Raw genomic sequence first — 20,984 nt, 5'->3', positions numbered from 1 at the left:
AAAATTGATTAACCATGATGGTAGATAAATCAACAGTTAAGGAAGAGGCACTTCAGAAGATTAAAGTCACCAAAACTACGCACAGCAGGCTCAGTGAGGTTGATTTCAACAACCTGGCATTTGGTAAAATGTACGCCGACCATATGCTGGTGGCCGATTTTGATGGTAAAGAATGGAAAAATGCGGAGATACTGCCCTTCCAGAACCTGTCTGTAAGTCCTTCCAATGCTGCCTGGCATTACGGGCAGGCCATTTTTGAAGGCATCAAAGCTTATAAAGATCCCGAAGGTCATCCCATGATCTTCAGGCCATATGATAACTATAAACGTTTTAATACCTCTGCAGAAAGAATGGGCATGCCCCAGGTACCCGAGTGGTTGTTTGTAGGCGGATTGGATTTACTGATAGACCTGGACCGCAATTGGGTTCCCACCGGTGAAGGCTGTTCCCTTTACCTGCGTCCTTTTATGATTGCGGCAGATGAATTTATCGGCGTCCGCCCATCTGATACCTATAAGTTTGCTATCATCAACTCGCCTTCAGGTCCTTATTTTAATAAGCCCATCAAATTATTGGTGCAGGATAAATATGTACGCGCCTTCCCCGGCGGCGTTGGTTACGCCAAAGCTGCAGGCAATTATGGCGGTACCATGTACCCCACCATGCAGGCAAGGAAACAAGGCTACGACCAAATCCTCTGGGTGGATGGCTACGAACATAAATACCTGCAGGAATGCGGTACCATGAACGTTTTTGCCATTATCGGCAATACCGCTATCACACCCGACCTTACCCAGGGCACCATCCTGGAAGGCGTTACCCGCGCCAGCGTAATGGATGTGCTGGCAGATATGGGACTTAAAATTGAAGAAAGGCCTATCTCTATTGATGAGGTGGTAACTGCCTATAATAATGGCACCCTCCGCGAAGTATTTGGTACCGGCACCGCCTCCAGCGTGGCTTATGTAGAACAGCTTGATTACCTGGATACGAAGATCAAACTGGATACTACCAAAAATGAAGTAGGGGCGGAAGTAATCCAGCGGCTCGATGATATCCGCACCGGCCGCACCACCGATATCCGGCATTGGAATTACATAATAGACAAGAAATAAGCGTTTTATATATTATTATAGAGATAAGAATAGGGCTGATAAAAAGGCCCTATTTTTTTATGGTAGTTTCTAACGGATATCATACCTTTGCAATCCGGTTTTTGGTAATCCTGAGCTGCTACCAGAATAATAAGACCTTTCCCTGTTTACCCAGGAGATCATTCCGGCAAAAATATTTTCGAAACAATTTTGTTATTCACACATATAGTTTTACCTTTGCCGTCCCAAAATCCCTTTGTGGGGAATTTGGATGTCATTGTAAACCGACATAAAAAAACTAGGTAAAGAATGCCTACTATACAACAATTAGTAAGAAAAGGAAGAGAAATTATCCGGGCTAAGTCTAAGTCCAGGGCATTAGATAGCTGCCCTCAGCGTCGTGGCGTTTGTACTCGTGTGTACACTACCACGCCTAAGAAACCGAACTCCGCTCTGCGTAAAGTAGCGAAAGTGCGTTTAACCAACAAAGTTGAGGTGATTGCCTATATCCCTGGTGAAGGTCACAACTTGCAGGAGCACTCCATCGTACTGATCCGTGGTGGAAGGGTAAAAGATTTACCAGGTGTTCGTTACCACATCGTTCGCGGTTCCCTGGATACTGCAGGTGTGAAAGACAGAAAGCAGAGCCGTTCCAAATATGGTACTAAAAAGGAAAAGGCTAAAAAATAATAATTATAAATAGTCGTAATTTTCAATAAATGAGAAAGCAAGCTGCAAAGAAATTGCCTCTGGCTCCGGATCCTCGGTTCAATGACAAGCTGGTAACCCGCTTTGTTAATAACGTAATGGAACAAGGAAAAAAGAGCATTGCCTATAAAATTTTCTACGATGCTGTGGATAAGGTAAGCACGATGACCGGTGAAAACGGTTACGAGGTTTGGAGAAAAGCATTGGCCAACGTTACTCCGGGTGTAGAAGTTAGAAGCCGCCGTATCGGTGGTGCTACCTTCCAGATTCCTGCGGAAGTTCGTCCTGACAGAAAGATATCCCTGAGCATCAAATGGTTAGTACGCTTCGCCGGCGAAAGAAACGGTAAAAGCATGGCTGACAAGCTCGCGAATGAAATCGTAGCAGCAAGCAAAGGTGAAGGCGCAGCGTTCAAGAAGAAAGAAGATACTCACCGTATGGCAGAAGCGAACAAAGCTTTCTCTCACTTCAGAATCTAGTTATAGCCCTCACAGGCAACTCAATATATTTGGCAAACAGTTCCTTTTGGAGCTGTTTGCCTTTTTGTGTTGATAAAGGAAAGATAACCTCCGCTTCCATCTCCCTTAATCCAAAAAAATCCAAAAAGTAAAAATCAAATTAATCAGTATAATCAGCGTAATCAGCGGGAAAGACAAAATCCGCGAAAGACAATTTAAGTGGCGAAGGCCACAAACAAAAAGGCGGGCATCCGCAGATGCCCGCCTTTCGCTATTTCGGAATCACTTATTTTACACTCACCAACACATTGATCTTGCCTTCTGCACCGCTGAACTCCTGCAGCGCCTTGCCAAGTACCTGACCCGGCTTTACTTTATCAATATCCGCCTTCATCGCATAACCAGCCCTGCTGGAAGTAACCAGCAGATCGCCACGGCGGATAGCACCATTTTCATTGCAAACTTTAGTAGGTATTACGCCTATCACACCCATTGGTACTTCTTCGTCTAAATTCGCATCAATATCCTTTTCAGTTAACAACAAACCTGGTTTAGTGGCAAATACCCCCGCTACCAGCGTAGAATAGGGTTCGGATGATTTTTCCACCATCCGGTCTGTATGAGTGGAGATCACCAGTACATCCCCGGTTTCATAGGCATTGCGTTCGCCTGATACTGCAAATGATTCCGCCACATCGGCGCCTGATGCCTGGGTACCTCCGTTAAAGAATCCCCTTCCTGCTTTATTAATACGGGCTACATTGACACTCGCACTCTGAAATACCGCAATGTTTCCGGATGGTCCGGTATGATTAACGAGCATATTATTGCCGGTACCCACATTGGTAATGTGTACCACCGGTTGGCTGTTGGCGGCATTAAAGTTGGCAAACCTGCCGGCTTTACCCGTTCCGAAGTTGGGTACAAAGCCGGAAATGGCATTCCCGCTTCCATCGCAGGAAGCCTCAACACCATCTCCATTGCCACCGGCATTGGCAGTTACACCATTCCCGCTGCCTTCTGAAAGCGCCAAAACAGCAGGCGCATTTCCCGCAGGGTTTGAGGCATAAAACAACCCCGCAAATCCGCCGGTACCAGAGGCTAATCCATAAACGCCTGCGGTACCAAAATTAGAAAATATGGAGTTTACTTCTCCTTTAACAGCCGGAGAAGTACCTGTTGTCCGGTCTACCTTGAAGTTACCTGCAATACCGTTACCCACCGTTTGAACGGTAATAACATCACTGGTATTATCTTCATTAAAGATATTAAACCTGCCCGCCCTGCCGGTAGCAAAAGTGGGTACCCAGGCATACAGGGCGTTACCGGCGCCATCTATATTTGTTTCCACACCATTACCGTCTTTACCGGCATTGGCGGTAATGGCATTACCATTACCATCTGTTAAAGCTATCAGCGATGCACCATTACCCGCGGGGTTAGAAGCGTAGAACAAGCCGGCACGTCCACCGGTGCCGGAGGAAACTCCAAATACCCCGGCTGCGCCGAAGTTGCCAAAAATAGTATTTACCTCAGCCCGTACAGCAGCCCCCACACTGTTGGTGTTATCCACCAGGAAGGAAGCAGCATTACCCTGCGTATTATCCGGTATATTACCATTACCATTGGTTTCCACTTCGAGGATATTTCCGGTAGTATTGGTGGCATTGAAGTTTTCAAAACGTCCGGCCCTTCCGGTACTGTTATTCAATCCCACCTGGCCCAATACACCTATGCCGGTACCACTTGTATTGGTAGCTATAAATCCTCTTACACCATAGCCACCGCCATCGTTCCGGCCTACCACTGAGCCGGCAATATCGCTGGTAGTACGTCCTACCACTGCTTCGCCTCCGCCATTGTTATCACCTACCACACCGGCAGACGTTTGAGCACTGGTGATACCGTGAATCGCAAATCCGGCGCCGGTGCTGCTTCGTACCCCGGCTCCATTGCCGCTTGAAGTAACATTTACCACCGTACCATTTCCCACAGTACTGGCAACCAGTGCATTGTTGTTATTAGCGTTGTTAAAAATTGAAATGCTCGCCGGAATACCATTGTTACTGGTAGCAGTCAGCCCGGTACCGGTATTGCTGTTGGCATATACGCCGGTTCCGTTGGCAGAGGCATTACCATATACGCCAAGCCCGTTTGGTGTAACACCATACACGCCCCAACCGGATCCGTTCTGCGATCCCCAAACTCCAACCCCTAAACCACCGGTACCATTATTGATACCTCGCACACCGCTGGAAAATCCACCTGGGGAAGCAGAGGAAACAATGCCCCTGACAGCCGCAATGCTGCTGGTCGTGGTATTGTTAACCCCTTCCAGCGATGTGCCGTCACCGTCATTGGTAATGCTGAAAAGTGTGGCCGCATTATTTTCTGTAGCCACAAAAGGCAGCGTAAGACCTCCTCCCGGAGGCGCAGCTGCCATCCATTGTGCTCCATCAAACTTAAGGATTTGACCTGCTGCCGGCGCTATATTGCTCACTGGTTTACCCTGTAAGGCTTGTACAACCGGATTGGGATAAGTGCCGGAAAGATCTCCGCCGGCAGGGCCATTAGGAGGCAAGGTGGTAGGGATCACACCCGGCGCAATTTTCGCCAGCGTCACCTTTCCATTCCCGATAAGTGGATTGGGATAGGTACCTGAAAGATCACCACCTGCAGCTACGCCGTTAATATCACCGGCCGGACCCTGCGGACCTACAGGACCTGCAGGGCCTATCGGGCCAACTGGTCCAGGTGCGCCGGGTATGCCCTGAATACCTTGCGGACCAGCTACACCAGGATCACCTTGCGGTCCGACCGGACCAGCAGGTCCAATCGGCCCAACCGGACCGGCCACGCCCGGATCACCTTTCGCTCCCTGTGGTCCGGCAGCACCGGCTGGTCCAACAGGTCCAATCGGTCCAACTGGTCCGGCCACACCCGGATCACCTTTCGCTCCCTGTGGTCCGGTAGCCCCGGCTGGTCCTATTGGGCCCACCGGACCCGCTACACCCGGATCACCTTTAGCGCCGGCAGGTCCCACTGGACCCACTGGTCCTATCGGTCCTACGGGGCCAGCTGCGCCAGGATCGCCCTTAGGCCCGGCCGGTCCTGTTGCCCCGGCTGGTCCGGCCGGGCCAGGTGTGCCATTGGCTGCAAATAACGCATACGGTACGCTCATTAACTGGGAAGTGCCCAGTTCACTGAAGTTGCCGCCGTTTATAGATACTTCTACTTTTAAATATTGATTGGCATTCGCCCAGGGAACACCGCTGTACGTGCCTGTTAAGGGAGTTCCTTTACCTATCTGCAAAGTGAACAATCCCACTGTATTGGTGGTGGTGCTATGCGTTTCCTGGTATTGTACAGGTCCTGCTGCAGAACCTCCCAAAATAGAAAAACGCACCGTTAAGGATTGGTTGCTGAGTACTGTACCATTTGTATTGCGGGCTATCGCCTGGTAGTTGGTGCCGGTTAATCCGCTTTGTGCCCGTACAATATGAAATGATACCATCAACAGCAGGAAGATCAGGTAACATATCTTTTTCATAATAATCATTTTTGTATTGGTTTACGATGCGCTTAATTCTTTTTAGGTGTAGATGATGCCCCGCCGTCCTGGTTAGGTATGGGAACAATTTGTTTACCAGCCTGGTTATCCGGTCGCGGTACAGCAGCGCTGTCAGACGGCAGCGGCCTGGTTGAGGTTTTAGACGTACGTAACTGGGCCGTGGATTTATTGGCCTGCGGCTGGTAGTTGGTAAAAAGGCGGGCTTTCGTGCCTTTTGAGGCTGCCCCACGGTCGGCTGCCGGGAAAGCAGATCTTTGGTTCAGATCAGCGAGGTCTTTCTGAAAAGTAGGAAATAACGCGTCTCTTACCTTTCCGGTAGTGCCGCCGGTATTTTCCTGTTTAACAGATGCCTGTGCCAGAACGCAGGGAGTAAATCCCGCAAACAAAAGAAATGCAAGTATGATCAGTGATTTCATATTATTGGGTGTTATAAATTCGCTTTTCATGTTGGATATTTTAGTAGATGAATTACGGTTGTTGAATGGCTTCATCCCGCGTTCCGCCAATGTTATAAACCAGCGAGAACTTCAGGGTCCTTTTCTGAATCAGGCTTTCTCCGGTAGGAAGCTGATAGGCGATATCCAGCGCAAGATTTGATACGCGTACGCCCAGCCCCGCAGAAAAATGCTGCCGGTAGCCTTTATTAGGATGTTCATAAAAATACCCAGCACGTACAAAAAATGCCTGTCTGTAAGCATATTCAATACCGGAGCCAATGGTGAATTCCCTTAATTCTTCATGGAAGCCGCCGGGGGCATCGCCGAAGGAAGAAAACATCGCATCTACTATACCGCGGTCAGGATCTTTTCCTTTCAGGATCTGGCTCGTTTCCATCCCGTTGGAATCGAGGGCATACAGCGGAGGCGTAGGTACCATTAGTTTGTTGATGTCTACCGAAAGGGTAAATTCGTGTTCGTGGGTATGCACAAACGTATAGCCGCCACCGATACGGAGGTTCATCGGCAGAAAACTTTTCCGGTTGTTATCGTCTGAGTATTGCAGCTTTGTTCCGATGTTGGTAATACTTACGCCAAAGCAGTAGCGGTTACCGAAATCCAGTTTATCCACACTGTTCTGGTAATAATAGGCGATGTCGCCGGCCACTGCTGATGCGGGTTTCTGCTGAATATTATTGTAGGAACCTTGTCCCAGCTGGCTGCGTACATACCGGATGCTGAGTGCCAGTGATGTATGGTTTCCCAGCTTCCTGGCATAGGCGCCATCTATCGCAAATTCTTTGGGATTATAGTCCTGGAGTACCGTGCCGTTATCATCCCGGAACGTAACGGAGCCATAGTTGAAGTACTTCATGGAAAGTCCTACGCCTTCCGATCCGTTCCATGTTTTATAGCCGGATACATAAGCCATATTTGACTTATTATTATTCAGTTCCCACATCCAGGGGGAGTAGTTGGCGCTCACGCCCCAGTCGCCCGCAAACACTATTTTTGCAGCGTTTGAAAACAGGGAGTTGGCGTCGGGCGATAAGCCGATAGCTGCATCCCCGGTGCCGCTGCTCCTGGCGTCGGGGTTTACCAGCAGGAAGCTGGCGCCGATATTCGGAGGCTTCTGGGTTGCTTTTTGTGCCGACAGCCGCATACTGGTTGTCAGTATACCTGCAAGAAGTACAATTGTATAACCGTATTTCATGGTGTCATCTGTTAAAGGGTGATTGTGTAGTGTTATTGCACAATGAGTTTCTCGAAGAATACATTCCCGCTTACGTTCAGCATCACGGTGTAAATACCTGCGGCAAAATGGTTCACAGGCAATACCACCGTGCTTTTACCCGGACCCATTTCCAGGAATTGGTGATGTATCACCTGACCGGCGGGGTTAATCAGTTCGATCGTTACACTGACTTTCGACAGCAGGTCAAATACAATCCTGGTATTGGTAATAGCAGGATTGGGGAACAGTATGTAGCTCTTTACCGGGTTTACGCCGGGTGTCAGCTTTGAAAAATCTTCAGGTTGCTGGAATCCCTGCGTGAGTAACACCCTGCCATCTGTAACAGGTAAAATAATGGGCTCTCCTACGGTATACTGGAACTGGATGTTCTGGATTACGGCAGAACCACCTGTGACGGCAACTACCTGTCGTTTAAGCGCTACCTGGGCGGAGGACGAAATACAGGCACACATCAGCAGCAACAGTGCTGGAGTGCATCTGAGTACAATTGTTCTCATATTATGTATGGTTATAAGTAAATAAGTGTTCGGGAACCGCTACAGCGCCGGGACAGGAAGGGGTACAATAGTAAATAAGGTATCAGCCTGTTATACAAGCGCGTTGAGTAACTTTTATTTCATGTTGTTTTTCATTTTTAGGGAAATCGATTTCAGTTCTACTTTTGGACTATTTCACTAGCATTCTTCTTCAGTGGGTATATCCTTTTTATAACTTACTACGAATATGACAGAATTATGGCACCCGGAAAATGCTAATTTAATGTTTGGTTGAATTTCATATACAAGTGGTCGCTACCATCTAAAAACTGGTTTTCGGGGAACTATTTATCGTTATTAAATTTAATGTGAATAACGCCCGCGCTTGTTAAAAAGAAATAACAATTTGGAAAAGAAGGTCATTTTATTTATTGTCAAAAATAAGTTACCTTTGCCCCCCAAATTGCATTATTTAGTCACTTTAATATTATGGCAGACTTAAAATTTCAAAGGAACTTTGGTATTGCGGCGCACATCGATGCGGGTAAAACCACTACCACAGAACGTATCCTGTATTATACAGGTAAATCCCACAAAATTGGAGAAGTGCACGAGGGTGCTGCTACAATGGACTGGATGGCACAGGAGCAGGAGAGAGGTATTACCATCACATCTGCGGCAACCACTTGTTTCTGGAATTTTCCAACCTTACAAGGTAAAGCCTTACCTGATACCAAACAATATAAATTCAATATCATCGATACCCCGGGTCACGTGGACTTTACCGTAGAGGTAGAACGTTCCCTCCGTGTACTGGATGGTCTGGTGGCATTGTTCTGCGCTGTATCCGGTGTTGAACCTCAGTCTGAAACCGTTTGGCGCCAGGCTAACCGCTACCGTGTACCGCGTATCGGTTTCGTTAATAAAATGGACCGTTCCGGCGCAGATTTCCTGAACGTGGTTAAACAGGTTAAAGAAATGCTGGGTGCTAACCCTGTACCTTTAACATTGCCAATCGGAGCTGAAGACAGCTTCAAAGGTGTGGTAGATCTGATTACCATGAAAGGTATTATCTGGGACGAAGAAGGTAAAGGTGCTACTTACCAGGAAATTCCTATTCCGGAAGACATGGTAGCTGAAGCAGAAGAGTGGAGAGCTAAACTCGTGGAAGCAGTTGCTGAATACGATGACAAACTGATGGAGAAATTCTTCGAAGATCCGAATTCAATTTCTGAAGACGAGATCCACGAAGCTATCCGTAAAGCTACGATCGATATCGCTATCATCCCGATGATGTGCGGTTCCTCTTTCAAAAACAAAGGCGTTCAGAAAATGCTGGATGCGGTTTGCCGTTACCTGCCTTCTCCAATGGACGTTGAAGCGGTTAAAGGTACCAACCCTGACACCGGTGAAGAAGTTGAACGTAAACCAGATGCTAAAGCTCCGCTGTCTGCACTGGCTTTCAAAATCGCAACCGATCCTTTCGTAGGTCGTCTGGCGTTCTTCCGGGTTTATTCCGGTCACCTGGATGCGGGTTCTTATGTACTCAATACCCGTACCGGCAAAAACGAACGTATCAGCCGTATCATGCAGATGCACGCTAACAAGCAGAACCCGATCGATTTCATCGAAGCTGGTGATATCGGTGCTGCTGTTGGTTTTAAAGATATCAAAACCGGTGATACCCTGTGTGATGAAAAATCACCGATTATCCTGGAATCAATGACTTTCCCTGAACCGGTTATCCACATCGCTATCGAGCCTAAAACTCAGGCAGACGTTGATAAAATGGGTCTGGCTATCTCCAAACTGGTAGAAGAAGATCCTACCCTGAGAGCTAAAACTGACGAAGAAACCGGTCAGACTATCCTCTCCGGTATGGGTGAGCTTCACCTCGAAATCATCGTTGACCGTATGCGTCGCGAATTCAAGGTAGAAGTTAACCAGGGTGCGCCGCAAGTTGCTTACAAAGAAGCACTGACTACCAAAGTTGAACACCGTGAGGTATTCAAGAAACAAACCGGTGGTCGTGGTAAGTTCGCAGATATCCAGATCGAAATCGGACCTGCAGACGCAGAATGGCTGAAAGAAAACGAAGGTAAATCCTTCCAGTTCATCAATGATATCTTTGGTGGTTCCATCCCTAAAGAATTCATCCCTGCAGTTCAGAAAGGTTTCGAACAATCCCTCAATCAGGGTGTACTCGCTAACTTCCCGCTGGTGAACCTCAGAGTTCGTCTGTTCGACGGATCTTACCACCAGGTGGATTCTGATGCGATGTCATTTGAATTGTGCGCTAAATCCGCTTTCCGCGAAGCTGCCCGCAAAGCTAAACCAGTATTGCTGGAGCCAATCATGAAAGTAGAAGTACTTACCCCGGATCAATACATGGGTGATGTTACAGGTGACCTGAACCGTCGTCGTGGTATGCTGGAAGGTATGGACTCCAAAAATGGTGTTCAGGTAATCAAAGCTAAAGTGCCACTGAGCGAAATGTTCGGTTACGTAACTCAGCTGCGTTCCCTGTCTTCCGGCCGCGCAAGCTCTATCATGGAATTCTCCCACTATGCTCCTGCTCCGAATAACGTAGCGGAAGAAGTGGTAGCTAAAGTGAAAGGCAAAGTAAACGCTTAATCATAGTTTCTTTTATACCGGAAAGGTTGTTCTGCCAAAGCGGAACAACCTTTCTGCTTTTATAGCACTAACTGACATGAACATGCTATTGCCATGACAAGAATATTCGATATTTTACAATAACAATAACCTACAACTGCAATTTACTTTTTGCTAACTGCCAGGGTCCTGTTTTACAGGACCTTTTTTATTATTTAAACCCCGGTGATAGGGGGAGGTTTCTCTTTCGACGTCATAGGTATAGCATATAAACCATCTCAACCGGTATTATTTACTGATAGCCTTTGAATTATGTCATTAGAGTTATTACAAGCACCTCCTACAACTGTGGTACATACGTCGGGGGAAATGGTTACGTTAACTCCCGGTCTGGACTTGATTCTGCCCTGCTGGAACCCGTCGGGCCCCTGGGTGGAATCACTTATCAGGCATTACCACGAAATAACAACCCTGATGGGAACCGCACCCGTTCAGCTCATCCTGGTGAACGACGGCTCTGTAAAAAACTTTACCCGGCAGCATATCAGCTGGCTAGAGGCAGCTATCCCGGACATCATTATCGTCAGCTATTCCCGTAACCGCGGTAAAGGATACGCGGTGAGGGAAGGCGTGAAGCGCTCACAACACACTTTTCAGGTGTATACGGACCTCGATTTCCCCTTTGGCGTATCGGCGGTAAAAGAAGCCTACGATCGTCTAATGCAGGGCCTGGATGTGGTAGCCGGGGAAAGGGGAGAAGCCTACCTCCGTGAGTTACCCCGCAAACGCCGTATAATTACCCGCATCAGCCGCCTGTTGAACCGGGTAGTGCTGGACCTCAAAGTAGAAGACGCACAGGCCGGTTTAAAGGGCTTTAATGCCTATGGAAAGAATATCCTGCTCTCCACCCGCATCAATGGCTTCCTGTACGACAGCGAATTTTTATACCACGCAGGCAAACGTTCCCATCTCAAAATTGGCGCAGTCGCAGTATCTTGCCGGCCAGGCATCCAGTTTTCATCTTTCAGGGTGAAACTTTTAATGAAAGAAATGATGAATTATTGCAGGATTGTTTTCGGCTCATCGGCTGCTTAAATTTTTATGGAACAAAGAAACAGGATACTGATTAGTGTGGACGTGGAGGAATTTGATATCCCCGAAGAATTCGGCCAGCAGGTAACCCTCCAGGAGAAACTGGAAGTTTCCAGGAGCGGGTTGCAGGCCACACTGGCTTTATTTGACAAATACAATGTACGCGCTACGTTTTTCGTTACCGCTTATTGGGCACAACATTATCCTGAACTGATCAGGCAAATGGCCGTAAAGCATGAAATAGCCTCTCATGCCTATTATCATAGCTCTTTTACAGAAGCGGACCTGGAAAGTTCCCGCCTGGCTCTGCAGGAAATCAGCAGTCAGCCGGTACAGGGGTTTCGCATGCCGCGCCTCCGTAAAGTAAATATGCAGGCGCTGAAAGCCGCCGGCTACCTGTATGATGCCTCGGTAAACCCCACCTGGCTTCCCGGAAGATACAATAACCGGCATCTGCCGAGAACCGTGTTCAAAGACCAGGATACCTGGATCATTCCATCTTCCGTATCTCCTTTTCTCAGGTATCCCCTGTTCTGGCTGAGCGTAAAAAATATGCCCCTGTGGGTAACCCGGCATTTCAGTAAAAGAATTTTGAAGAAGGACTCCTACCTTTCTTTTTACTTCCATCCCTGGGAGCTGAGCGACATCAATGCGTATAAATTACCTGGCTATATCAGGCGTGTATCCGGGAAAAGAATGCAGCAAAAGATGGATTTATTCCTTGATTTCCTGCAACAAAACGGAACTTTCTGCACACACGCCGATCTGCTGAAAGGCATGTCCTGACTGGCTACGGCTGGATGATCTCCCTTTTCTTTTCTATTGATTCAGGTTTTTATACAACAACATTTAAGTTCTGGATGTTATAGTAATAATGAATCGAATAAGTATAATATCTGAAGGGATCTGATAAGGTATTTTTTTAGATTTTTTTTGAAAGATGCGCACATATTAGACTCATTTTCAGTAGTTTTGTGATACAATACGTATTGTTAACTGTGATGATGTTTGTTTGACGAGGTAAGACTATTCCCCATTATCCCCTGCCTTTATTTTTTTACGGCTGATCAGCAGCTTAGTTGCAAACGGAAAGCGTTTGCGTGCTAATTTCTTATTCATTCAACATGTAAATTGTTAAAACTAAAAATCAGACTATGAAAAGAATTCGTCTCTTAACCCTTGCACTTGCGGCTGTATTGTTTGGTTCTGCTGCTAACGCCCAGATTCAGAAAGGAAATATTATGGTAGGTGGTACCTTGGGTAACCTGGGTTTAAATTTCCAGAAAGAAAGCACCCAGTTTAGTATGGATCTCACACCAAAAGCGGCCTGGTTTATCAGGGATGGTCTTGCATTGGGAGGCTACGTAAACTTTGGTTTGACAACTGACAACCCGGGTACCAATACAAACTACGGCGTAGGTGCACTTGCCCGTTATTTTGTGGAGGATAAAAATGTAAGGAAACTGGAATTCTCCAAACGTACCCGTTTCTTCGTGGAAGGAAACGTTGGTTTTGCAGGTACCAATGTTGCCAACGGGGCTTCAACTAACGGTCTTAATATAGGTGTAGGCCCTGGCATTTCCTATTTTATTACCCCTAATATTGGTTTGGAAGGATTGCTGAAATACGATCTCACAGTAGGTTTTGGCAGCTCTACTACTTCAAACAGACTGAATCTGGGTGTAGGTTTCCAGATCTATCTGCCTTCAGCAAAGGCGAAACAGATTTACAGGGAAGAAACAGGAAAATAATTTAGTATATAATACAATTCAACAGCAGCGGCGGCAATGATTATTGCCGCCGCTGCTGTTATAAGGAGTCCTGTCTTTTAAGGGCGCTGAATAAAATGAACAGCAGAAGCAGGAATGAATTAACTGAACGGAGGCTTTTAAGCCGGAACCATTTATTTTAGTAGTTGTCTGTGAAGACGCAGACAGGGGGGGAAGCTGAAAACCCGGAACAGAGTAAGCATTACATCCATAAAACTCCGGATATGGTAAACTCTATTCTCCTGGCAGTGCTGAAGTTCCTGGCAACCGTTGCTGGCGCACTGTAAATTTTACACCTTGTTACACAAGGATATTAATTAATGGAAATTGCCGAAAATCACAAGTAAGAGTAGGCACAAATGAAAACAACACCTTATGATCCTTGATGCTTTAAACACATTTCTAACAGGATTGCTGGCGCTGCTGGTGTCTGCGCTTGGCGGCATTTAACCTGTATTGTTAGTTAGCACTAACCCCGGCTGAGGTTGTAACATATGAAAGTACCTGCATATGGTTCCGTAATGTAAATACAATGCTTATTACCGGTGAATCACGAATCGCGCTTCAGACAGGAAGCTGATTTAACAACTTCTGAACAAAAAGCCCCGGTATGTTTTGCCGGGGCTTTTTCTTTTAATGTAAATGAGCCATGGAGGCCTATTGAACAGTATAATATCAGGACGCCGAACTGAACAAAATGAACGAGCGGAATTCTGTGAATAGCCGTTAATTTCGGCAGGCACTAAAACAAGAAGTGTACATGGGATTGCCGAAAACCAAATAAAGAGAGTAGGTGTCACCCGTAGTAAAAACTATCTTATGGCTTTACTGAATCAACTGCTGGCAACGCTGGTTGCCCTGCTGAAATCTCTGCTGGGTGGCCTGTAATAAGGACTCCTTTCGGTAAGGGATTGTTCCGTACTTAAATGATACTATTTCCCTTACAACATCATCCGGAGGCTGTTCAATACCAGAACAGCCTCTTTTTTTTGTTGGCAGTATCCGCGTAACATGGCTATGGTGGCTCAATGAACAAATAATTGCGATTGGATTGGAATGAATAAAATGAACGGCCGGATATTGAATGAGAGCTTTTAATTTAGACATGTTAACTGAATAACAACTGGGCATCGCCGAAAACCAGGTAATAGAGTAGGCAGTATCTTATAAAAACCTTTTTCCATGGATTTACTGAATCAACTGCTGGCATTAATCTTAGGATTAGTTAAGTCATTATTAGGTGGTTTACCACTCTAATCATTGTTGGGTCGATTGACCAACAAGTCATCAAACCATTTCAATTATTCAGAAAGGGTTGTTCCAGGTAAGCGGGAACAGCCCTTTCTCTTTTGGGTTATTGCCATCTGGCAGGGATGGCTCCGCTTCCTCCTGAGGTAAGGATTTATGGAACCTGTTAGCCGCGCTGCTGGTATTTTTGATCCTTACACCGGGGAAGTTGCGTTCCAGGATAGCGGTTACCTTACTGATATTTCTCCCATGCCTCAAACCTGCGTATACCCTGGACTATCTATGCAGTATGAATACTGTTAGCATGGACTCCTGATGCACTCCTCATGCACTCTTGATGCACTCTTAATGCACTAAGCATGCACTCCCCATGCACTATTCCGTCCTGACAGGGCTATACAGGGGAAAGAAATAATCCTGATATCGCTTTACGCTCCCCGGCTCCCCGTTCCCGGATACTGTTGAGAGGTATCCGTTCCGTTTTCCATCTCCCGGGAAAAAAATTGTAAAGAAATTCTCCTTTTTTTGGTTTTGAAATATGTTTTCCTATATTTGTCAAAACGGGGCATGTGAAGTTACCTTAAGGCTTAACATACACACAATGAATGGTTTCTGAAGCCGTCATCCCCGGTAACAGCAATTTTACCGCACCTCTTTCGCCGCCGGAGCCAGCCCCTTGCCCGGTTTCTTTTATTTTTTCCTGAGATTTATTTGCCAAATAGAAAAAACGGGTTACCTTTGCCCTCCCAAATTGTATTGGGAAAAAACAAGAAGAAGTTCATTGCATATGTCTCAGAGAATAAGAATCAAGCTGAAGTCCTACGATCATAACCTGGTAGACAAGTCTGCTGAGAAGATCGTTAAAACCGTGCGTAACACGGGTGCCGTGGTAACAGGTCCAATTCCTTTACCTACCGAGAAGAAAATATTTACAGTATTACGTTCTCCGCACGTAAATAAGAAAGCGCGCGAGCAGTTCCAACTGTGTACACACAAACGTTTACTGGATATTTACACGTCTTCTTCCAGAACTGTAGACGCGCTGAGCAAGCTCGATCTGCCTTCCGGAGTGGAAGTTGAAATTAAAGCATAGGACAACAGCAAGGCGGGCGAAAGGCCGGCCTTTTATTGATTTATGGTTATCATGTTGATTACCAGCAGGATAGCAATTTTAACAAGCAAACATAGGTCGCGCCTTCTGGGCGGCCGCCCAATAAATGTATTTAAACCGCCCATCCTGGGGATAGCACGAAATCCCCCAGGCGCTGGGTAAAATCATATAAAAAATGAAAGGTATTATTGGCAAAAAGATTGGTATGACCAGTATCTTCGAGTCTAATGGTAAGCAAACTGCTGTTACCATTATCGAAGCGGGTCCCAACGTTGTAACTCAGGTAAAAACCCTGGAGTCAGATGGTTACAATGCAATTCAGGTTTCTTTCGGTGAGAAGAAAGAAAAACACACCACTAAAGCAGAAAGCAGTCACTTCGCGAAAGCAAGCACCTCTCCCAAACGTTTTGTAAAAGAACTCCGCAACCCGGACGTACAGAAAGCCCTCGGTGAATCTATCACCTGCGAAATCTTCGCAGAAGGTGAAACAATTGACGTTGTAGGCACTTCCAAAGGTAAAGGTTTCCAGGGTGTTGTAAAACGCCACGGATTCAGTGGTGTGGGTGAAGCTACCCACGGTCAGCACGATAGAAGCAGGGCTCCTGGTTCTGTTGGTGGATCCTCTTATCCTTCCCGCGTTTTCAAGGGTATGCGTATGGCCGGCCAGACAGGTAACGAAAGAGTGAAAGTGAAAGGTCTGAAGATCGTGAAAATATTCCCTGAAAAGAATTATATCCTGGTAAGTGGTTCCGTTCCCGGCCACATTGGTTCAATCGTTTTAATCCAGAAGTAACATGCAAATCGATATTTTAAATATAGAAGGTAAGAAAACCGGAAGGACTATTGATCTTCCTGAGGAGATCTTTGGTGTTGAGCCTAACAACCACGTAATCTACCTGGCTGTTAAGCAATACCTGGCTGCTCAGCGTCAGGGTACCCACAAGGTAAAAACCAGAGCTGAAGTACAAGGTGCTTCCCGCAAACTGCACAAACAGAAAGGTACCGGTGGCGCCCGTAAAGGTAACATCCGTAACCCATTGTATAAAGGTGGTGGTACCATCTTCGGACCAAAACCGCACGGTTGGGGTTTCAAACTGAACAGAAAAGTGAAAGATCTCGCAAAGATCTCCGCCCTGTCAGTAAAAGCTAAAGAAAACAGCATCATCATTGTTGAAGATCTGCAGCTCGAAACACCAAAAACCAAACAATTCGTTGGCTTCCTGAAGAATCTGAACATCAATGTTGAAGGCAGAAAGACTATGTTCATCACGCCTGAATACAATGACAATGTTTACCTGTCTTTAAGAAACATTCCTACTGTAGACGGTACTGTACTGAGCGACGTAAACACTTACGACATCATGAACAGCAATTATATCGTGTTCACAGAAAGCGCTGCAAAGATCTTCACTGAAGAGCCTGCAGAAGCGGAAGCATAGGATGTCAAAACCAATTAAATAACAGCTTGCGGCTAACGCCAACAGCTTAATGCTATAAAGAAGATGAAACTTTCTGACGTTTTAATCAAACCGGTGGTATCCGAAAAGGTTAACAAAGCAACCGAAAAATTCAACCGCTACTACTTCATTGTTGACAAAAAAGCCAACAAACTGGAGATCAAGAAAGCAGTAGAAGAATTTTACGGCGTAACCGTAGCAGAAGTAAATACTGCTGTAATGCCAGGTAAAGCAAAATTCCGCTTTACTAAAGCCGGTTTCATCGCAGGTAAAAAACCGTCTTACAAAAAGGCGATCATTACCGTTGCAAGTGGTGAAACTATAGATCTGTATGCTAACATGTAGTGCCGTTCCGGCCTGAACAGCCGGGATGTGGATGTATATACAGATCACTATTTATATTTAATAACAACATTTAACTTTTTAGGAAGTAATGGCACTGAAGAAGTTCAAACCAATGACGGCCGGTACCCGCTGGAAAATAGGCAACGCTTACGCTGAGCTGACATCGGATACCCCTGAGAAAAGCCTGCTGGAGCCCATCAAAAGGACCGGCGGTAGAAATGCGCAGGGAAGAATGTCCATGCGCTACATAGGTGGTGGTCACAAGAAACAATACCGTGTAATTGATTTCAAACGTGATAAAGAGAATGTACCTGCTACAGTTAAAACGATCGAATATGATCCTAACCGTAGCGCATTCATCGCACTGGTAAACTATGCTGACGGTGAAAAACGTTATATCATTGCTCCACAGGGCTTACAGGTTGGTGGTACCGTTATAAGCGGCTCCGATGTAGCTCCTGAAGTAGGTAACGCTTTACCACTGAAGAATATGCCACTGGGTACTGTTGTGCACAACATCGAGCTGCAGCCTGGTAAAGGTGGTGCAATCGCAAGAAGCGCCGGCGCTTACGCACAGCTGTCCAACAAGGAAGAAAAATATGCCGTACTGAAAATGCCTTCCGGCGAGCTCCGCAAAGTATTAAATACTTGTAAAGCTACCGTAGGTACTGTTTCTAACTCCGACCACGCACTGCAATCCATCGGTAAAGCAGGTGCTAACCGTTGGAGAGGTATCCGCCCCCGCAACCGTGGTGTGGCTATGAACCCTGTGGATCACCCAATGGGTGGTGGTGAAGGTAAATCTTCCGGAGGCCATCCAAGATCAAGAACTGGTAAATATGCGAAAGGTCTGAAAACCAGAAAACCGCATAAGAGTTCTGATAAGCTGATCATTAGCAGAAAAAACGGTAAAAAATTATAGTATTTCTGAATCAGGGCTCCGGTAGCAATACCGGATCCCGGGTTTGAAAAATCATAAATCAGTAAGACATGGCTCGTTCCATAAAAAAAGGTCCTTACGTAGACCTGAAATTAGAAACAAAAGTTGAAAAGATGAATACCGGTACCAAGCGTTCTGTTATCAAGACCTGGAGCCGTCGTTCTACTATCACTCCTGATTTCGTTGGTCACACTTTCGCTGTTCATAATGGCAACAAATTTATTCCTGTTTATGTAACGGAATTTATGGTTGGTCATAAACTGGGCGAATTTGCACCTACACGTAACTTCAGAGGACACGTAAACAAGAAAATGTAAATTATAGTCTGAGGTTTGAGGTTTGAAGTATTCGTTTCAAACCGGAACATCAAACACCAGACGTCAGACATTAAATAATAAAAGAAATTAATAACAATGGAAGCAGTAGCTAAGCTGAATAATAATCCTACATCTCCCCGCAAAATGCGTTTGCTCGCGGACTTAATCCGTGGTCTGGATGTGGAAAAGGCTTTGAATATTTTGAAATTCCATCCGAAACACCCAAGCGTACCTTTAGAGAAGTTGCTGATATCCGCTATCGCCAACTGGAAAGTGAAGAACGAAGGTGCAAGGGTAGAAGATGCTAACCTGATCGTAAAAACCGTTTTTGTTGATGGCGGCCGCACCCTGAAAAGAATGCGCCCGGCTCCACAGGGAAGGGGTTACCGTATCCGCAAGAGAAGTAACCACGTAACGATCGTAGTGGACGGTAAAGCACAGTAATTCAGTGCAAACCGGAAACAAAATAGAAACAAAACTATTAAACTAATAGACAAATAACCAGAACATGGGTCAGAAAACAAATCCTATTGGTAACAGGTTAGGTATCATCAGAGGATGGGACTCTAATTGGTATGGCAGCAAAAAAGACTTTGCTGTTAAACTGATCGAAGATAACAAGATCAGAACTTATCTGAATGCCCGTATCAACAAAGGTGGCATCTCAAGAGTTGTGATCGAAAGAACTTTAGGTAAGTTAATCATCACTGTTCATACTTCTAAGCCTGGTATCATCATTGGTAAAGGCGGTAACGAAGTTGATCGCATCAAGGAAGAGCTGAAGAAGCTGACAGGCAAAGAAGATGTACAGATCAACATCCTGGAGATCCGTCGTCCCGAAATGGATGCTAACATCGTTGCTGAAACAATCGCAAAACAGATTGAAAGCCGTATCAACTACAAACGTGCTATCAAAATGGCGATTGCTACCGCTCTGAGAATGGGTGCTGAAGGTATCAAGGTTAAAATCAGTGGCCGTTTAGGTGGTGCTGAAATTGCCCGCTCCGAAGAAATGAAACAAGGTCGCGTGCCTTTACATACTTTCCGTATGGACATCGATTACGCTTCCCTGTTCGCTTTAACCGTTTATGGTAAAATCGGTATCAAAGTATGGATCTGTAAAGGTGAAGTACTGGGTAAACGCGATCTGAACCCGAACGTTTTAACCGGTAAAGAAGGTGATAACCGTGGTACTGGTCATGGCGGCGAAAGAAGAGAACATCACGGTGAACGCAGAGATAACCGCGGTGGTGGCGAAAGAAGAGGCGGTGGAGAACACCGTGGCGGTGGCCGCAGATAGTATCTGGCGGTTAAGCAGACATTAACAATTACTATTAACATTAACAACATAGACGATGTTACAGCCAAAAAGAACGAAACACAGGAAGATGCACAAAGGCCGCATCAAAGGGAACGCTAAAAGAGGCGCTACCCTCTCCTTTGGTACTTTCGGTCTTAAAGCATTAGAACCTAAGTGGATCACCGACAGGCAGATCGAAGCTGCACGTGTTGCGCTGACAAGGCACATGAAACGTGAAGGTAACGTATGGATCCGCATATTCCCTGACAAACCTATCACTGCTAAGCCTTTGGAAGTGAGGATGGGTAAAGGTAAAGGTGCTCCTGACCATTGGGCAGCAGTTGTAAAGCCAGGTAGAATTTTATTTGAAGCTGATGGCGTTTCCTTACAGGTAGCAAAAGAAGCAATGGAACTCGCAGCACAGAAACTGCCCATTAAAGTAAAATTTGTAACCAGCCGCGACTTCGTAGCTTAATTACAGGTACACAATAACTAAAAATCCGGTAACACTGCCCCGGCAGCTAACCGAATCAAACTCAATACAATGGCAAAAGAAAAGCTGGAACTGAAAGGCCTGAGCGAACAAGATCTGAAAGAGAAAATCTCTGCAGAAGAACTCCGCTTGAAAAAAATGACCTTTGGTCACGCAATTACGCCAATCGAAAATCCAATGAGCATCCGCGCCGTAAGACGCGATATCGCTCGGATGAATACCGAACTGCGTAAAAGACAACTGGGCTTCTGATTCTTCAGTCCCGGTGATACCGGGACTGCTGACATAGCATTAGTATAA

At 46.0% G+C, this 20,984-nt stretch carries 24 protein-coding genes; 18 read left to right on the top strand and 6 right to left on the bottom strand.

The window, feature by feature from the left end; genetic code table 11:
* The first annotated feature begins 14 nt into the window (after positions 1-14).
* From QFZ51_RS30600 to rpsG, 3 genes are all read left to right on the top strand, one after another.
* Complete coding sequence (locus QFZ51_RS30600) at positions 15-1,115, top strand: branched-chain amino acid aminotransferase (protein ID WP_429051265.1); 1,101 nt, start codon at positions 15-17, stop codon at positions 1,113-1,115.
* Positions 1,116-1,403: 288 nt separating this feature from the next.
* Positions 1,404-1,784: a 30S ribosomal protein S12 gene (gene rpsL, locus QFZ51_RS30595; RefSeq protein ID WP_012789278.1), complete on the top strand. Its 381-nt coding sequence runs from the start codon at positions 1,404-1,406 to the stop codon at positions 1,782-1,784.
* A 29-nt stretch (positions 1,785-1,813) separates the two neighbouring features.
* Positions 1,814-2,281 carry a 30S ribosomal protein S7 gene (gene rpsG, locus QFZ51_RS30590; protein ID WP_079470783.1) on the top strand — a complete coding sequence of 156 codons (468 nt, stop codon included), beginning with the start codon at positions 1,814-1,816 and terminating at the stop codon, positions 2,279-2,281.
* Between the two features lie 265 nt (positions 2,282-2,546).
* Here the strand turns inward: rpsG and QFZ51_RS30585 are convergent, their stop codons facing one another.
* Genes QFZ51_RS30585 through QFZ51_RS30570 form a run of 4 tightly spaced genes read right to left on the bottom strand, consistent with a single transcriptional unit; the run spans position 2,547 to position 8,020 of the window.
* Positions 2,547-5,810, bottom strand: a complete 3,264-nt coding sequence (locus QFZ51_RS30585; protein ID WP_429051264.1) for a hypothetical protein — start codon at positions 5,808-5,810, stop codon at positions 2,547-2,549.
* A 32-nt stretch (positions 5,811-5,842) separates the two neighbouring features.
* Complete coding sequence (locus QFZ51_RS30580; RefSeq protein WP_429051263.1) at positions 5,843-6,277, bottom strand: hypothetical protein; 435 nt, start codon at positions 6,275-6,277, stop codon at positions 5,843-5,845.
* A gap of 22 nt (positions 6,278-6,299) precedes the next feature.
* Positions 6,300-7,481, bottom strand: coding sequence for a type IX secretion system outer membrane channel protein PorV (gene porV, locus QFZ51_RS30575; protein WP_429051261.1), 1,182 nt, complete (start codon positions 7,479-7,481; stop codon positions 6,300-6,302).
* A 32-nt stretch (positions 7,482-7,513) separates the two neighbouring features.
* Positions 7,514-8,020 carry a T9SS type A sorting domain-containing protein gene (locus QFZ51_RS30570; RefSeq protein ID WP_429051259.1) on the bottom strand — a complete coding sequence of 169 codons (507 nt, stop codon included), beginning with the start codon at positions 8,018-8,020 and terminating at the stop codon, positions 7,514-7,516.
* A 468-nt stretch (positions 8,021-8,488) separates the two neighbouring features.
* Between QFZ51_RS30570 and fusA the strand changes: the two genes are divergently transcribed.
* The 5 genes from fusA to QFZ51_RS30545 all read left to right on the top strand — a co-directional run bounded on the left by fusA (position 8,489) and on the right by QFZ51_RS30545 (position 13,760).
* Complete coding sequence (fusA, locus tag QFZ51_RS30565) at positions 8,489-10,633, top strand: elongation factor G (RefSeq protein ID WP_370912478.1); 2,145 nt, start codon at positions 8,489-8,491, stop codon at positions 10,631-10,633.
* Positions 10,634-10,924: 291 nt separating this feature from the next.
* The gene (locus tag QFZ51_RS30560) at positions 10,925-11,707 is read left to right on the top strand and encodes a glycosyltransferase (protein WP_429051257.1); all 783 of its coding nucleotides are present in this window, start codon (positions 10,925-10,927) and stop codon (positions 11,705-11,707) included.
* A gap of 6 nt (positions 11,708-11,713) precedes the next feature.
* Entirely contained in the window at positions 11,714-12,490 is a 777-nt protein-coding gene (locus tag QFZ51_RS30555) for a polysaccharide deacetylase family protein (RefSeq protein ID WP_429051255.1), read from the top strand.
* 368 nt (positions 12,491-12,858) lie between these two features.
* Positions 12,859-13,455 (top strand): hypothetical protein, encoded by a 597-nt coding sequence (locus QFZ51_RS30550; RefSeq protein ID WP_370912475.1) that lies wholly within the window; start codon positions 12,859-12,861, stop codon positions 13,453-13,455.
* Positions 13,456-13,625: 170 nt separating this feature from the next.
* Positions 13,626-13,760: a hypothetical protein gene (locus QFZ51_RS30545; RefSeq protein WP_429051253.1), complete on the top strand. Its 135-nt coding sequence runs from the start codon at positions 13,626-13,628 to the stop codon at positions 13,758-13,760.
* Between the two features lie 538 nt (positions 13,761-14,298).
* On the opposite strand, the gene QFZ51_RS30540 is transcribed toward QFZ51_RS30545, so the two are convergent.
* Both QFZ51_RS30540 and QFZ51_RS30535 read right to left on the bottom strand, forming a co-directional pair.
* Positions 14,299-14,580, bottom strand: a complete 282-nt coding sequence (locus QFZ51_RS30540; protein ID WP_429051251.1) for a hypothetical protein — start codon at positions 14,578-14,580, stop codon at positions 14,299-14,301.
* Positions 14,581-14,778: 198 nt separating this feature from the next.
* Positions 14,779-14,979 carry a hypothetical protein gene (locus QFZ51_RS30535; protein WP_429051250.1) on the bottom strand — a complete coding sequence of 67 codons (201 nt, stop codon included), beginning with the start codon at positions 14,977-14,979 and terminating at the stop codon, positions 14,779-14,781.
* A gap of 529 nt (positions 14,980-15,508) precedes the next feature.
* Between QFZ51_RS30535 and rpsJ the strand changes: the two genes are divergently transcribed.
* From rpsJ to rpmC, 10 genes are all read left to right on the top strand, one after another.
* Positions 15,509-15,814 carry a 30S ribosomal protein S10 gene (rpsJ, locus tag QFZ51_RS30530; RefSeq protein ID WP_012789286.1) on the top strand — a complete coding sequence of 102 codons (306 nt, stop codon included), beginning with the start codon at positions 15,509-15,511 and terminating at the stop codon, positions 15,812-15,814.
* Between the two features lie 193 nt (positions 15,815-16,007).
* A complete protein-coding gene (rplC, locus tag QFZ51_RS30525; RefSeq protein WP_079470775.1) occupies positions 16,008-16,625 on the top strand; it encodes a 50S ribosomal protein L3 in 618 nt (205 codons plus the stop codon).
* A 1-nt stretch (position 16,626) separates the two neighbouring features.
* Positions 16,627-17,271 carry a 50S ribosomal protein L4 gene (gene rplD / locus QFZ51_RS30520; protein ID WP_370912473.1) on the top strand — a complete coding sequence of 215 codons (645 nt, stop codon included), beginning with the start codon at positions 16,627-16,629 and terminating at the stop codon, positions 17,269-17,271.
* A gap of 63 nt (positions 17,272-17,334) precedes the next feature.
* Entirely contained in the window at positions 17,335-17,634 is a 300-nt protein-coding gene (gene rplW / locus QFZ51_RS30515) for a 50S ribosomal protein L23 (protein ID WP_079470773.1), read from the top strand.
* Between the two features lie 88 nt (positions 17,635-17,722).
* Positions 17,723-18,556 (top strand): 50S ribosomal protein L2, encoded by an 834-nt coding sequence (gene rplB, locus QFZ51_RS30510; protein ID WP_079470772.1) that lies wholly within the window; start codon positions 17,723-17,725, stop codon positions 18,554-18,556.
* Positions 18,557-18,624: 68 nt separating this feature from the next.
* On the top strand, positions 18,625-18,891 hold the full coding sequence (gene rpsS / locus QFZ51_RS30505) for a 30S ribosomal protein S19 (RefSeq protein WP_079470771.1): 267 nt from the start codon (positions 18,625-18,627) through the stop codon (positions 18,889-18,891).
* Between the two features lie 96 nt (positions 18,892-18,987).
* Positions 18,988-19,335 carry a 50S ribosomal protein L22 gene (gene rplV, locus QFZ51_RS30500; RefSeq protein WP_079470770.1) on the top strand — a complete coding sequence of 116 codons (348 nt, stop codon included), beginning with the start codon at positions 18,988-18,990 and terminating at the stop codon, positions 19,333-19,335.
* Between the two features lie 64 nt (positions 19,336-19,399).
* The gene (gene rpsC / locus QFZ51_RS30495; RefSeq protein WP_079470769.1) at positions 19,400-20,191 is read left to right on the top strand and encodes a 30S ribosomal protein S3; all 792 of its coding nucleotides are present in this window, start codon (positions 19,400-19,402) and stop codon (positions 20,189-20,191) included.
* A gap of 55 nt (positions 20,192-20,246) precedes the next feature.
* Positions 20,247-20,666: a 50S ribosomal protein L16 gene (gene rplP / locus QFZ51_RS30490; protein ID WP_106527847.1), complete on the top strand. Its 420-nt coding sequence runs from the start codon at positions 20,247-20,249 to the stop codon at positions 20,664-20,666.
* Positions 20,667-20,735: 69 nt separating this feature from the next.
* Complete coding sequence (gene rpmC / locus QFZ51_RS30485; RefSeq protein ID WP_079470767.1) at positions 20,736-20,936, top strand: 50S ribosomal protein L29; 201 nt, start codon at positions 20,736-20,738, stop codon at positions 20,934-20,936.
* Positions 20,937-20,984 lie beyond the last annotated feature (48 nt).

The sequence above is a fragment of the Chitinophaga sp. W3I9 genome, from assembly GCF_050434025.1.
Taxonomy (GTDB): Bacteria; Bacteroidota; Bacteroidia; order Chitinophagales; family Chitinophagaceae; genus Chitinophaga.
The sequence above is the reverse complement of the archived record's forward strand: the minus strand, read 5'-3'. Positions and strand labels throughout refer to the sequence as shown.